This is a genomic window from Stenotrophomonas sp. YJH_SMC_123, from assembly GCF_059368215.1.
In genome coordinates, this window is the sequence record NZ_JCAFRM010000002.1 from 515,791 (window position 1) to 528,660 (window position 12,870).

At 66.6% G+C, this 12,870-nt stretch carries 13 protein-coding genes; 7 read left to right on the forward strand and 6 right to left on the reverse strand.

Features of this window, described 5'->3' with window-relative positions; translation table 11 throughout:
• Positions 1-9: 9 nt before the first annotated feature.
• Positions 10-171 (reverse strand): hypothetical protein, encoded by a 162-nt coding sequence (locus AC5P5W_RS07390; protein ID WP_014037806.1) that lies wholly within the window; start codon positions 169-171, stop codon positions 10-12.
• Between the two features lie 208 nt (positions 172-379).
• Between AC5P5W_RS07390 and AC5P5W_RS07395 the strand changes: the two genes are divergently transcribed.
• Genes AC5P5W_RS07395 through cfa form a run of 3 tightly spaced genes read left to right on the forward strand, consistent with a single transcriptional unit; the run spans position 380 to position 2,736 of the window.
• The gene (locus AC5P5W_RS07395) at positions 380-682 is read left to right on the forward strand and encodes a GNAT family N-acetyltransferase (protein ID WP_006455911.1); all 303 of its coding nucleotides are present in this window, start codon (positions 380-382) and stop codon (positions 680-682) included.
• Between the two features lie 37 nt (positions 683-719).
• Positions 720-1,601 carry a DUF3298 and DUF4163 domain-containing protein gene (locus tag AC5P5W_RS07400; RefSeq protein ID WP_134809088.1) on the forward strand — a complete coding sequence of 294 codons (882 nt, stop codon included), beginning with the start codon at positions 720-722 and terminating at the stop codon, positions 1,599-1,601.
• A gap of 19 nt (positions 1,602-1,620) precedes the next feature.
• Positions 1,621-2,736 (forward strand): cyclopropane fatty acyl phospholipid synthase, encoded by a 1,116-nt coding sequence (gene cfa, locus AC5P5W_RS07405; protein ID WP_197575482.1) that lies wholly within the window; start codon positions 1,621-1,623, stop codon positions 2,734-2,736.
• Between the two features lie 151 nt (positions 2,737-2,887).
• Here cfa and AC5P5W_RS07410 read toward each other — a convergent pair whose 3' ends face one another.
• A complete protein-coding gene (locus AC5P5W_RS07410) occupies positions 2,888-5,056 on the reverse strand; it encodes a M3 family metallopeptidase (RefSeq protein ID WP_014647732.1) in 2,169 nt (722 codons plus the stop codon).
• 130 nt (positions 5,057-5,186) lie between these two features.
• Between AC5P5W_RS07410 and AC5P5W_RS07415 the strand changes: the two genes are divergently transcribed.
• Positions 5,187-5,666, forward strand: a complete 480-nt coding sequence (locus tag AC5P5W_RS07415; protein ID WP_014647731.1) for a glutathione peroxidase — start codon at positions 5,187-5,189, stop codon at positions 5,664-5,666.
• 75 nt (positions 5,667-5,741) lie between these two features.
• Here the strand turns inward: AC5P5W_RS07415 and AC5P5W_RS07420 are convergent, their stop codons facing one another.
• The 4 genes from AC5P5W_RS07420 to AC5P5W_RS07435 form a co-directional block, all read right to left on the reverse strand.
• The gene (locus tag AC5P5W_RS07420; RefSeq protein ID WP_197576165.1) at positions 5,742-6,521 is read right to left on the reverse strand and encodes an FAD-binding oxidoreductase; all 780 of its coding nucleotides are present in this window, start codon (positions 6,519-6,521) and stop codon (positions 5,742-5,744) included.
• A 79-nt stretch (positions 6,522-6,600) separates the two neighbouring features.
• The gene (locus AC5P5W_RS07425; protein WP_075076679.1) at positions 6,601-8,472 is read right to left on the reverse strand and encodes an ABC transporter ATP-binding protein; all 1,872 of its coding nucleotides are present in this window, start codon (positions 8,470-8,472) and stop codon (positions 6,601-6,603) included.
• Positions 8,473-8,660: 188 nt separating this feature from the next.
• On the reverse strand, positions 8,661-9,113 hold the full coding sequence (locus tag AC5P5W_RS07430) for a carboxymuconolactone decarboxylase family protein (protein ID WP_197575575.1): 453 nt from the start codon (positions 9,111-9,113) through the stop codon (positions 8,661-8,663).
• A 36-nt stretch (positions 9,114-9,149) separates the two neighbouring features.
• Positions 9,150-10,046 (reverse strand): RNA polymerase sigma-70 factor, encoded by an 897-nt coding sequence (locus AC5P5W_RS07435; RefSeq protein ID WP_014647727.1) that lies wholly within the window; start codon positions 10,044-10,046, stop codon positions 9,150-9,152.
• Positions 10,047-10,192: 146 nt separating this feature from the next.
• On the opposite strand from AC5P5W_RS07435, the gene AC5P5W_RS07440 reads away from it, so the two are divergent.
• The 3 genes from AC5P5W_RS07440 (at position 10,193) to AC5P5W_RS07450 (ending at position 12,867) form a co-directional block, all read left to right on the forward strand.
• Positions 10,193-11,710, forward strand: coding sequence for a fumarate hydratase (locus tag AC5P5W_RS07440; protein ID WP_014647726.1), 1,518 nt, complete (start codon positions 10,193-10,195; stop codon positions 11,708-11,710).
• 125 nt (positions 11,711-11,835) lie between these two features.
• Positions 11,836-12,174 carry a hypothetical protein gene (locus tag AC5P5W_RS07445; RefSeq protein ID WP_046431623.1) on the forward strand — a complete coding sequence of 113 codons (339 nt, stop codon included), beginning with the start codon at positions 11,836-11,838 and terminating at the stop codon, positions 12,172-12,174.
• A 57-nt stretch (positions 12,175-12,231) separates the two neighbouring features.
• Positions 12,232-12,867, forward strand: a complete 636-nt coding sequence (locus tag AC5P5W_RS07450) for a glutathione S-transferase family protein (RefSeq protein ID WP_049442437.1) — start codon at positions 12,232-12,234, stop codon at positions 12,865-12,867.
• The last annotated feature ends 3 nt before the right edge of the window (positions 12,868-12,870 follow it).

The window sequence follows — 12,870 nt, forward strand, 5'->3', positions numbered from 1 at the left end:
CCGGCCGGGTCAGGCTGCGGTCTGCTGGCCGTAGGTATCCAGCAGGCGGGCGAACACTTCCTCGCCGATGCGCTGGAAATCCTGATCCTCGGTCTGCCCTTCCACCGCCAGTTGCAGCAGGCCCTCCAGCAGGGCGCGGTCGGTATCGGAATGGGAATTGCTGGCGTGCATGGGAGCCTCCACGGTGGTGCGCATGGTCAACGGTCGCAAGGGTCGTGCCAGCCTGGCCGTACCCCTCCATAGGCGATAGCGGCCGGCCCGCCTCCAGCTTGAGGGCGAAAACTGACGTGAATGGACTGGACTTGCCCCTGTTCAGGCTTCACGCGATCATGGCGCCCGGCTGCGCACCATCCACGCAGTCGCCGCAGGAGACAGTTCCATGGCTTCGGTCACGCCCCCCGGTCTGGCCTATGAGGTCGAGCACGACCTGGCCAACCACCGCTTCACCGCACGTGTGCGCGGACAGCTGGCGGTGCTCGATTACCAGATCAAGCGCAGGCGCATGGTCATCACCCATACCGAGGTGCCCGAGCCGATCGCCGGCCGTGGCATCGCCGGTGAGCTGACCCGCGTGGCACTGCGTTTCGCGCGCGAGCAGAAATACAAGGTGGTGCCGGCATGTTCCTACGCCGAAGCCTTCCTGCAGCGCCACGAGGAGTACCACGACCTGCTCGTTGGCTGAACGCCAGCGGGTCACGCTTCAGCCATGGCAGGCGATGATGTACAAACATGAACAGGGGATCCCGATGAAGATTGGAAACAACCGGCCATTGCACGGCAGCGTGTTGGCCGGCGTGGTGGGCGTGCTGTTGCTGGCCGGTTGCCAGCGTGAAAGCGAGCCGGCACCGGCGACCGACGCGGCGCCCGCCGCCGAGGCGACGGCCGCGGGCGAAACGCCGGCCACGGAAGCGCCGCTGGATCTGCGCGACGTGATCGAGAACAACGAGCGCGAAGTGGTGGGCATCAGCTACCCGGCCGGTATCGACCGTTATCCGGGCTTGGCCCGCGCGCTGCAGAGCTATGCCACGAGTGCGCGCAGCGACCTGCAGCAGGCGCTGGACGGGCTGGGCAACGACAAGCCGACCATGCCCTACGAGCTGTCGCTGAGCTTCGAGAAGCTGCTTGAAACCCCGCAGCTGGTGGTGGTCAGTGCCGACGGCAGCCGCTACACGGGTGGCGCCCACGGCGAACCGCTGGTGGCGCGCTTCGTGTGGCTGCCGCAGCAGCAGCAGATGCTCAGCGCCGAAAAGCTTGTGGCCGATGCCAAGGGCTGGAAGGCGATCAGCGATTTCGTCGCCGACCAGTTGCGCGAACGCGTGGCCACCCGCCTCAGTGGCGAGGACATGGACCCGGCCCAGCTGCAGGAATCGCTGCGCAACGCATCGCGCATGATCGCCGACGGAACCGGCCCGCAGGCCGACAATTTCAGCCAGTTCCAGCCACTGACCGACGACAAGGGGCAGATCACCGCGCTGCGCTTTGTTTTCCCGCCGTACCAGGTGGGTCCATACTCGGACGGCACCCAGACCGCCGATGTACCGGCGGCGGTGCTGTTGCCGCACGTGGCCAAGGACTACGTGGAGCTGTTCGCACGCGGTTGACCGCAGTCGAGGAGGTGGCGTGGATACAGGGTTGCAGGAGCGGGTCGCCGGCCTGCTCCACGAAGCCGGGGTCCGCATCGGCGGCACCCAGCCACAGGACATCCAGGTACATGACCCGCGCTTTTTCGCGCGGGTCATGGGCCACGGCTCGCTCGGCCTGGGCGAGAGCTACATGGAGGGGTGGTGGGATGCCAACGTCCTGGATGAATTCCTCGTCCACCTGATGCAGGCGCACCTGGATGAACGGGTGCACGGCTGGCGCGAAGTGGCAGACGCGCTGAAGGCGCGCCTGTTCAACCTGCAGGCGGGACAGGGCAGTTACGAAGTCGGTCGCCGCCATTACGACCTCGGCAATGATCTCTACCAGGCCATGCTCGGCCAGCGCCTGGTCTACAGCTGTGGCTATTGGCGCGACGCCGACGACCTCGACGCCGCACAGGAGGCCAAGCTCGACCTTGTCTGCCGCAAGCTGGGCTTGCGCCCGGGCCAGCGCGTGCTGGACATTGGCTGCGGTTGGGGCGAAGCCCTGAAGTTCGCCGCCGAGCGCTACGGTGTCAGCGGCGTCGGCGTGACCATATCGCAGGAGCAGGCCGAGTTCGCGCGGCAGTTGTGCGCTGGCCTGCCGATCGAGATCCGCCTGCAGGATTACCGTGAACTGGACGAACCGTTCGATGCGATCTTCTCGATCGGCATGTTCGAGCACGTCGGTGACAAGAACTACGCCGGTTTCTTCGAAGTGGCCAAGCGCTGCCTGTCGCCACGTGGCCTGCTGCTGTTGCATACCATCGGCACCAACGTCTCACGGCATCGCACCGATCCATGGATTGCACGCTACATCTTCCCCAACTCGATGCTGCCGTCGGCGGTGCAGATCACCAAGGCGTTCGAAGGCCGTTTCGTGCTGGAGGACTGGCACAACTTCGGCACCGACTACGACCTGACCCTGCAGGCATGGCGGCGCAACGTGGAAGCAGCGTGGCCGCGGCTGGATGCGCACTACGACGAGCACTTCCGGCGCATGTGGCGCTTCTACCTGGCCGGGTCGATGGCCACCTTCCGCTGCCGGCACGCGCAGCTGTGGCAGCTGGTGCTGTCGCCGCAAGGCGTGCCGGGTGGGTACGTGGCGCCGCGTTGATGGCGTGGCTGGGGTCGGAGCCCTTTCCGTCGGAAAGGGATCCGACCCCGGGGTCAGATCCCTTTTCGCAGAAGAGGGCTCTGACCCCGACCACAACAAAAAACCGCCCGGTCTCCCGGGCGGTTTTCGTTTCAGGCGACAGCGCTGGCGATCAGTTGCCGGCGCCGGTCAGGCCACGCTTTTCCAGCAGCGGTTCGATCTGCGGCTCGTGGCCGGCGAAATCGCGGAACAGCTGCATCGCGTCGACGCTGCCGCCCTTGGACAGCAGGGTGGCGCGGAAGTGGTCGCCGTTCTTGCGGCTCAGGCCGCCGTTGTCCTTGAACCACTTCTGGGTGTTGGCGTCGAGCACTTCCGACCAGATGTAGGCGTAGTAGCCGGCCGAGTAGCCGCCCATGATGTGGCTGAAGTACGGGGTCTTGTAGCGCGGCGGAACCGGCGCGTAGTAGATGCCGTCCTTCTCCAGCGCGGCGCGCTCGAAGGCCATCACGTCCTTGGCCGCCGGCACCTGGTCCGGGCCGATCTGGTGCCAGTTCTGGTCCAGCATCGCCGCCCCCAGGTATTCGGTGGTGGCAAAGCCCTGGTTGAACTTCGATGCGGCAATCACCTTGTCCAGCAGGGCCTGCGGCATCGCCGAACCATTCTGGTAGTGCTTGGCGTAGTTCTTCAGGATGACCGGGTTGTCGGCCCACATCTCGTTGACCTGCGAGGGGAACTCGACGAAGTCGCGCGGCACCGAGGTGCCCGAGAAGTACGGATACTTCACGTTGGAGAACATGCCGTGCAGGGCGTGGCCGAACTCGTGGAAGGTGGTGTTCACCTCATCCCAGGTCAGCAGGGTCGGCTGGCCGGCCGGCGGCTTCGGGATGTTCAGGTGATTGGCGACCACCGGCTTGAAGCCGGTCAGCTTGGACTGCGAGACGTAGGAGTTCATCCACGCACCGCCGCGCTTGGAGGCGCGCGCATACGGATCGAAGATGAAGATCGCCAGCTGGCTGCCATCGGCGTCGAACACGTCGTAGACGGTGACGTCATCGTGGTAGACCGGCAGGTCGGTGCGCTGCTTGAAGGTCAGGCCGAATTCCTGGCCGGCGGCGTAGAAGACGCCGTTCTCGAGCACGTTCTTCAGTTCGAAGTATGGCTTCAGCTGCGACTCGTCGAAGTTGTACTTGGCCTGGCGCACCTTCTCGCTGTAGAAGGCCCAGTCCCACGGTTCCAGCTGGAAGGTCGGCTTGCGCGCGGCCTTCTGCTCCTTGTCGATCATCGCCTGCAGGTCGGCGGCTTCGCGCTTGGCATTGGCCACCGCGGCCGGAGCCAGCTTGCCGAGCATCGCGTTGACCGCTTCGGGGGTCTTGGCGGTCTGGTTGGTCAGGTTGTAGGCGGCGAAGTTCGGGAAGCCCATCAGCTTGGCCTTGTCGGCACGCAGCTGCATGATGCGCGAGACCAGCGCGGTGTTGTCGAACTCACCGCCGCGGCTGCCGCGGGTGGTCGAGGCTTCGTAGATCTTCTGGCGCAGGGCGCGGTTGGCCAGGTTGGTCAGCGGCGGCTGGCCGGTGGTGTTGAGCAGGGTGATCACGTACTTGCCTTCCAGGCCACGGGCCTTGGCGGCTTCGGCGGCGGCGGCGATCTGCTCCTTGGACAGGCCAGCCAGCTCCTTGACGTCGTCGACAGTGATTGCCGAAGCGTTCACTTCCGACTGCACGTTCTGGCTGAACTTGGTGCCCAGATTGGCCAGTTCGGCATTCATGTCCTTCAGCGTGGCCTTGTCGGCCTCGGACAGCTTGGCGCCGGCGCGCACGTAATTGTCGTAGTACTTCTCGACCAGGCGCACGCCTTCGGCGTCCAGGCCCAGCTGGCTGCGGGTGTCGTACAGCGCCTGGATGCGGGCGAACAGCTTGCCGTTCAGCGCGATCGCATCGCTGTGCGCGGCAAACTTCGCCGAGTAGTCGGCCTGCAGCTTCTTGCGGGTGTCGTTGGTATCGGCGCCGACCAGGCTGAAGAACACGGTGGTCGCACGGTCGAGGATGTCACCGCTCTTTTCCAGCGCGATGATGGTGTTGTCGAAGGTCGGCTTGGCCTTGTTGTTGGCGATCGCCTCCACTTCCTTCAGCTGCTGCGCCATGCCGGCGTCGAAGGCCGGGGCGAAGTCGCTGTCCTTGATCTTGTCGAACTGCGGGAAGTGCAGCGGCAGCGGGCTTTCGGCGAAGAACGGGTTGGCCTGCTGGGCATTGGTGCTGGCAGCCGGGGTGGCGGCGCCGGCCGAGAAGGCGGGCAGGGCAAGGCCGAGGGACATGGCCACGGCAAGGGCAAGTCGAGTGGTCAAGGTAGAAGCTCCGGTAAGGCAAACAAGGGCCCGAGGGTAACCCGGCCGGCGGCGACTGCACTTGTGTCAAAAGGCATGTTGCCGGGGCCGGGCGCGGGTACCATGCGTTCACCGCCCACGGCCCGCTGCCATGACCACTGCCTACGATTTCAGCTTCCGCGACCTCGACGGCCAGCCGCAGGCGCTGGCCCGGTACCAGGGCCACCCGTTGCTGCTGGTGAACGTCGCCAGCCGCTGTGGCTTCACCCCGCAGTACACCGGGCTGGAGCAGCTGTGGCAGGACTACCGCGAGCGCGGCCTGGTGGTGATCGGCTTCCCGTGCAACCAGTTTGGCGCGCAGGAGCCCGGTGATGCCGCACAGATCCGCCAGTTCTGTTCGCTGGACTATCCGGTCAGCTTCCCGCTGTCGGAAAAGATCGAGGTCAACGGCGAGGGGGCCGACCCGCTCTGGAGGTGGCTCGCGCGGGAGAAGCGCGGCGTGCTCGGCAGTGCCCGCATCAAGTGGAATTTCAGCAAGTTCCTGGTCGATCGCCAGGGGCGGGTGGTGTCGCGGCATGCGCCCACCACCCGGCCGGAGCAGCTGCGCGGCGAGATCGAAGCGCTGCTGTGAGGTCGTGCCGGCCGCTGGCCGGCAATCCCGTGGGCCAGGAAGAGCCGGCCAGCGGCCGGCACTACCGTTGCAGCATCATTTCTCGACGAACGCGCGCTCGAACACGTAGTGGCCCGGCTGGCCGATGCGCGGCGAAACCTGGAAACCGCGGGCATCGAGCACAGCACGCAGGTCGGCCAGCATCTGCGGGCTGCCGCAGATCATCGCGCGGTCGTTTTCCGGGCTCAGCTCCGGCAGGCCGAGGGTGCGCTGCATCTGGCCGCTTTCCATCAGCGAGGTCAGGCGGCCCTGGTTGGCGAACGGCTCGCGGGTGACGGCCGGGTAGTACCGCAGCTTGTCGCCGATCATCTCGCCCAGGAACTCGTGCTCACGCAGCTCCCTCTCGAAGTAATCGCGGTAGGCCAGATCCTTTTCGTAGCGCACGCCGTGGCAGAGGATCACCTTCTCGAAGCGCTCGTAGGTCTCCGGGTCCTTGATGACCGACAGCCACGGCGCCATGCCGGTACCCGTGCCCAGCAGGTACAGGTTCTTGCCCGGGTGCAGGTCGCTGATCAGCAGGGTGCCGGTGGGCTTCTTGCCGACCAGCACCTTGTCGCCCGGCTTGATGTGCTGCAGGCGCGAGGTCAGCGGGCCGTCCTGCACCTTGATGCTGAAGAACTCCAGATGCTCTTCCCAGTTGGCGCTGGCGATGGAGTACGCACGCAGCAGCGGCCGTGCCTCGGTTTCCAGGCCGATCATCACGAACTGGCCGTTCTCGAAGCGGAAGCCGCTGTCGCGGGTGGTGGTGAAACTGAAGTAGGCGTCGGTCCAGTGACGGACCTCAAGCACCGTTTCGGCGCCAAAAGCGGAGGACATGGGCGTATTTGTCAAAAGTCGTCGGGGGAATTCTATCTCAAATGAGACGGGTTCTCATTGGGCGGAACGAGAGGCGTTCTCAGCGGTAACCCGCCGCCTGCAGCTCGAACAGCTCGGCATAGCGGCCGCCCTGTGCCATCAGCTGGGCGTGGGTGCCACTGGCCTCGATCCGGCCATCGGCCAGCACCAGGATGCGATCGGCCATGCGGACCGAGGAAAAACGGTGGGAAATCAATACGGCGGTGCGATTATCCGCCAGTTCCCTGAACCGCTGGAACACCTCGAACTCACTGCGCGCATCCAGTGCTGCCGTTGGCTCATCCAGGATCATCACCTGCGCATTGCGCATCCATGCGCGGGCAATGGCGATCTTCTGCCACTGGCCACCGGACAGGTCCACGCCCTGCTTGAAACGGCGGCCGATCAGCTGGTCGTAGCCACCGGGCAGCTCCTCGATCACTTCCTCGGCCATGCCGCGGCGCGCGGCGTCGGCGATGCGCGCCCGGTCGTCCATGGCCTCGACCTGGCCGACGCCGATGTTCTCGCCGGCGCTGAGGTTGTAGCGCACGAAGTCCTGGAAGATCACCCCGAGGTTGGCGCGCAGGTCGTCCAGGTCGTAGTCGCGCAGGTCGCGGCCATCGAGCAGGATGCGGCCCTCGTCCGGTTCGTACAGGCGTGCCAGCAGCTTCACCAGGGTGGTCTTGCCGGCGCCGTTCTCGCCGACCAGGGCCAGCACTTCGCCGGCCTGCAGCTGGAAATCAAGGTGGCGCACCGCCCACTGTTCGGCATCGGGATAGCGGAAGCCGACGTTCTCGAACACGAAGCCCTGGCGGATCGGCTGCGGCACGCGTATGGCGCCTTCGCGCGAGTGGATTTCCGGCTCGATCTGGAAGAACGAGAACAGGTCGTCCAGGTACAGCGCCTGGCTGGCCACCTGCGAGAAGCCGATCAGCAGGCCTTCCAGCAGCTGGCGCAGGCGCAGGAAGCTGCCGGCAAGGAAGGTCAGGTCGCCGATCGAGAAATCGCCGCGCACCGTGCGCCAGGCGATGTAGGCGTAGGCGGTGTAATAGCCCAGCGTACCCAGCGCAGCCAGCAGCGTGCCCCAGAACGCCCGGCGCCGTGCCAGGGCACGGTTGGCCTGGAACAGCGCCACCGACAGGCGCCGATAGCGCTCGACCAGGAAGCGGTGCAGGTTGTAGATCTTCACTTCCTTGGCCGTTTCCACGCTGGCACCGAGCTGGCGCAGGTAGTCGAGCTGGCGGCGCTCGGGCGTCCATTGGAAGTTGAGGCTGTAACCGGCCGCGTTGAAGTGCGATTCGCCGATGAAGGCCGGCACCAGTGCCAGCGCCAGCAGCAGGATCAGCCACGGCGCGTAGACCAGCAGGCCGACGGCGAGGCTGGCCACGGTGATCGCGTCCTGCACCTGGCCGAACAGCTGGCTCATCAGGTTCATCCGGCCCATGGTCTGGCGCCTCGCGCGGTCCAGCTTGTCCTGCAGGTCCGGGTCCTCGAAGTCCTCCAGATCCAGCGTCGCCGCGTGTTCCATCAGCCGGATGCTGGTGACGTTGGCGAACAGTTCCGACAGCAGCGCGTCGGCATAGCTGACCAGCCGGCCGAGCAGGTCCGAGGCGATGGCCAGGCCGAATTCCAGCGCCAGCAGGCCCAGCAGCGGATTGAGCATGCCGCTGGACAGCGCCTCGCCGAGCGGCGGGAAACCGGCGTCGTGCTGGCTCAGGTGCAGGGCGCTGTCGATGATCAGCTTGCCGACGTACAGCATCGCCACCGGCAGCAGCGCACGGATCAGGCGCAGCCCCAGGCTGGCCAGGGTGAGCGCGGGGCTGGTCTGCCAGACCATGCGCAGGAACGGCGGCAGGTTGCGCATCGCCTTGAAGCGCTGGCGCAGGCTGGGTTTCTTCGCGGCGGCAGCGCCAACGGGGGGGATGGCAGGCATGCGCGTATTGTGCGCGCGTGATACGTGCAGGGGGAGTCAGTGCAGCCGTGTTGCCGGCACCGGGGTCAGATCCCTTCGCGAAGCGAAGGGATCTGACCCTCCTGCATCCACGCACTGCGTGGATCCACCGTGCCGACCAAGGTCGACACCTACCAGCAGCACCGATGAACTGTCGAAGGCGGGGTGGGTCAGGCCGGCAGCGGCGGCAGCAACCCCGCACCGAGGCGGTTCCAGGCATTGATCACCGCGATGCCCATGCTCAGGTCACTGATGCCCTTCTCATCGAAGTGCGGTGCCAGGGCATCGAACGCGGCCTGCGACGGCGCGCCGTCGGTCAGCCGGGTCAGCGCCTCGGCCCAGCCCAGTGCCGCGCGCTCGCGTTCGTCGAAGAAGCGGCTCTCGTGCCATGCCGGCAGCGTGTCCAGCTTGCGCGGCTCGATGCAGCCCTTGCGCAGCGCGGTGCCGTGCATGTCCATGCAGTAGCCGCAGCCGTTGAGCTGCGACACGCGCAGGAACACCAGTTCCATCAGGGTCGGATCGATCGAGCTGTCATGCACGGCCTGGCTGGTGGCCAGCAGGCCCTTGAAGGCCTCGGCGGCCAGGCGGGTGTAGGGGACGCGGGGAGAGGCGTGGTCGGACATTTTCGGCTCCACGGCGGCCACGGTGGCCGCCTTTCACTACCAGGACGCCGTACCGTCATCGCGCGTGACAACACCCGGCAGCTTTTCCGGATTCAACACGCTGTACACGTTGGCGATGCGGCCATCGACCACTTCGATGGTGGTGACCGAATGCAGGCGCTCACCCTGGAAGCGCAGGATCGCCGGCTCGCCGTTGACGTAGCCCAGCTGGGCGGGATGCACCGCGCCGCGGCGGGCGATGGCCCAGAACAGGCGGCCGATGCGTTCGGCGCCCAGCAGCGGCCGCACCGCCGCAGTGACCACGCCACCGCCGTCGGAAACCAGCACCGCGTTGGCGTGCAGCAGGGCCTGGATCGCGTCGCTGTCGCCGCGCTGCGAGGCCTCCATGAAGCGCGCCAGCAGCTGCCGGTGCTGGCTGGCATCGGCATTGAAGCGCGGTCGTCCGGCCTGCAGGCGTTGCCGCGCACGGTGCACCAGCTGCCGGCAGTTGGCCTCGCTGTGGCCGATCAGCTCGGCGATCTCACGGTAGTCGTGGTCGAACGCCTCCTTCAGCAGGAAGGCGGCGCGTTCCTCCGGGCCGAGCTGTTCGAGCAGGGTCAGGAAAGCGACCGAGACGTCGTCGGCCAGCGCATGCAGCTGGGCCGGACCGGGCGCCGGGTCCGGCTCCAGGGTGACCGCCAGCGGTTCGGCCAGCCATGGGCCGACGTAGTGGACGCGCTCGCGCTTGGCCGCACGCAGCCGGTCCAGGCCGAGCCGGGTGGTGGTGGTGACCAGCCAGGCCTCGGCATCGCGGACGGCCGCAGGATCGGCGCCGGACCAGCGCAGCCAGGCGTCCTGGACCACGTCTTCGGCGTCGGTGCGGCTGCCGAGCAGGCGGTAGGCCAGCGCCATCAGGCGCGGGCGGTGGGTCTGGAAAGCGGTTTCGGCGTTCATGTGGGCAAGGACGCCGCAGTGGCGCGTGGCGTGACAGAGCGTCGGGGGAATCTTGCCGGCCAGCGGCCGGCACTACCACCCCGGGGCCGGGGGAGGGGGTAAAATGGGTGGATTACCCCCGCCAGCCTCGAGCAAGCGAGCAAGACGTGACATCGATCAAGCAGGAAGACCTCATCCAGTCCATCGCCGACGCGCTGCAGTACATCTCGTACTACCACCCGGTCGACTACATCAAGAACCTTGCCGCCGCCTACGAGCGCGAGGAGTCGCCGGCCGCGAAGGAAGCGATGGCGCAGATCCTGATCAATTCGCGCATGTGCGCCGAGGGCCACCGCCCGATCTGCCAGGACACCGGCATCGTCACCGTGTTCCTGGAAATCGGCATGGACGTGCGTTGGGATGACGCCACCATGGGCGTGGAAGACATGGCCAATGAAGGCGTGCGCCGCGCCTACATGCACCCGGACAACAAGCTGCGCGCCTCGGTGCTGGCCGATCCGGCAGGCAAGCGCATCAACACCAGGGACAACACCCCGGGCGTGGTCAACGTCAAGGTGGTGCCGGGCAACAAAGTCGACGTGATCGTCGCCGCCAAGGGCGGTGGTTCGGAAGCGAAGACCAAGTTCGCCATGCTCAATCCGTCCGACTCGATTGTCGACTGGGTGCTGAAGACCGTGCCGACCATGGGCGCCGGCTGGTGCCCGCCGGGCATGCTGGGCATCGGCATCGGTGGCACCGCCGAGAAGGCGATGCTGCTGGCCAAGGAAGCGCTGATGGAGCCGATCGACATCACCGAGCTGCAGGCCCGTGGTGCGTCCAACCGCATCGAGGAGCTGCGCCTGGAGCTGTACGAGAAGGTCAACGCGCTGGGCATCGGTGCGCAGGGCCTGGGTGGCCTGACCACCGTGCTCGACATCAAGATCAACGACTACCCGACCCACGCGGCCAACCTGCCGGTGGCGATGATCCCGAACTGCGCGGCCACCCGCCATGCGCACTTCACCCTGGATGGCAGCGGCCCGGTGATGCTGGACCCGCCGTCGCTGGAAGACTGGCCGAAGCTGACCTACGACGCATCCAAGGGCACCCGGGTGGACCTGGATACGATTACCCCGGAAGACGTGGCCAGCTGGAAGCCGGGCCAGACCCTGCTGCTCAACGGCAAGCTGCTCACCGGCCGCGACGCCGCGCACAAGCGCATGGTCGACATGCTCAACAAGGGCGAGCAGCTGCCGGTCGATCTGAAGGGCCGCTTCATCTACTACGTCGGCCCGGTCGATCCGGTGCGTGACGAAGTGGTGGGCCCGGCCGGCCCGACCACGGCGACCCGCATGGACAAGTTCACCGAGCAGGTGCTGGCACAGACCGGCCTGCTGGGCATGGTCGGCAAGGCCGAGCGCGGCCCGGCCGCGATCGAGGCGATCAAGAAGCACAAGTCGGCCTACCTGATGGCCGTCGGTGGCTCGGCCTACCTGGTGTCCAAGGCGATCAAGGCGGCCAAGGTGGTCGGTTTCGCTGACCTGGGCATGGAGGCGATCTACGAGTTCACCGTGCAGGACATGCCAGTGACCGTGGCCGTCGACTCCGCCGGCGAATCGGTGCACAAGACCGGCCCGCGCGAGTGGCAGGCCCGCATCGGCAAGATTCCGGTGGTGGTGGAGTAATTCCCGCACGCTTCGGTCCGGACAACGGCGCCCCTGTGGCGCCGTTGCTGTATCTGGAGGCAGGATTAACACGCCTGTAGCCCTGGCTCTGCTACGGTCGGCACACCCTCGCACAGGACGTGTCCATGGCCCTGCATCGCTTCATCGTGGCCGGCGTGCTGCTGGCCCTGGCCGGCTGCAGCACCCCGGCGTCGTACGAAGGCGCGGATTTCCCTGCATCGGCGCAATGCCGCATGCAGTGCCAGGCCGGCTATCGCAGCTGCATGGCGCAGAATGACTCTCTCGGCAGCCGCCAGAGCAATTGCGAGCAGCGGATGGTGCCGGCGCCGGACAAGCGCTGCAAGGACGTGGACAACCCGGACCTGCGCCGTGCCTGCGAACTGAAGACGCATGACTGCACGCTGCGCGCGCCGATGATGTCCTGTGGCGAGCGCCGCGATACCTGCATGAGCAGCTGCGGCTGAGCGACGGCTCCCGCACGGGCGCATAATCGGCCGGCCCACCTGCACAGGATCCGCCGCATGAGCACCACGCTGTATGGTTCGACAAGCACCGCCGCTCTGGTGGTGCACTGGCTGCTGATCGAGCTCGACATCGAGCACGAGTTGGTGCTGCTGGATTTCGACGCGCGCGAGCACAAGTCGGCGGAGTACCTGGCACTGAATCCGGCCGGCGTGGTGCCGACGCTGCTGATCGATGGCCTGGTACTGACTGAAGCGGCGGCGATCGCCCTGTACCTGGCCGACCGCCATCCGGACGCCGGTTTGTTGCCGGCACTGGGCACGCCGCAGCGCGCCGATGCCTACCGCTGGATGTTCTGGTGTGCCAATACGTTGCAGCCGGCCTATCGCGCCTGGTTCTATCCGCACGAGGTGGCGGGCGAGGCAAACGTGGAGGCCAGTCGCGAGATGGCGCGACAGCGCCTGGAAGCGGCCTGGCAGCATGTGGCCACGCACCTGCTGGCGCATGGGCCCTACCTGCTGGGCGCCACGCCCTGCGTGGTCGACTACATGCTGGTGATGCTGATGCGCTGGTCGCGCAACATGCCCAGGCCCAGTGACACCTGGCCGTCGCTCAAGGCACATGCCACCTCGATGAAGGCGCGCCCGGCGTTCGCCGAGGCCTACCGCCGCGAAGGCATCACCGACTGGCGGTAACCA

Excerpts from the sequence above, each read along its gene's own strand:
- AC5P5W_RS07390 (WP_014037806.1), bottom strand. The coding sequence starts at position 171 with ATGCACGCCAGCAATTCCCATTCCGATACCGACCGCGCCCTGCTGGAG.
- AC5P5W_RS07395 (WP_006455911.1), top strand. The coding sequence starts at position 380 with ATGGCTTCGGTCACGCCCCCCGGTCTGGCCTATGAGGTCGAGCACGAC.
- AC5P5W_RS07400 (WP_134809088.1), top strand. The coding sequence starts at position 720 with ATGTACAAACATGAACAGGGGATCCCGATGAAGATTGGAAACAACCGG.
- AC5P5W_RS07415 (WP_014647731.1), top strand. The coding sequence starts at position 5,187 with ATGACCACTGCCTACGATTTCAGCTTCCGCGACCTCGACGGCCAGCCG.
- AC5P5W_RS07420 (WP_197576165.1), bottom strand. The coding sequence starts at position 6,521 with ATGTCCTCCGCTTTTGGCGCCGAAACGGTGCTTGAGGTCCGTCACTGG.
- AC5P5W_RS07425 (WP_075076679.1), bottom strand. The coding sequence starts at position 8,472 with ATGCCTGCCATCCCCCCCGTTGGCGCTGCCGCCGCGAAGAAACCCAGC.
- AC5P5W_RS07430 (WP_197575575.1), bottom strand. The coding sequence starts at position 9,113 with ATGTCCGACCACGCCTCTCCCCGCGTCCCCTACACCCGCCTGGCCGCC.
- AC5P5W_RS07435 (WP_014647727.1), bottom strand. The coding sequence starts at position 10,046 with ATGAACGCCGAAACCGCTTTCCAGACCCACCGCCCGCGCCTGATGGCG.
- AC5P5W_RS07445 (WP_046431623.1), top strand. The coding sequence starts at position 11,836 with ATGGCCCTGCATCGCTTCATCGTGGCCGGCGTGCTGCTGGCCCTGGCC.
- AC5P5W_RS07450 (WP_049442437.1), top strand. The coding sequence starts at position 12,232 with ATGAGCACCACGCTGTATGGTTCGACAAGCACCGCCGCTCTGGTGGTG.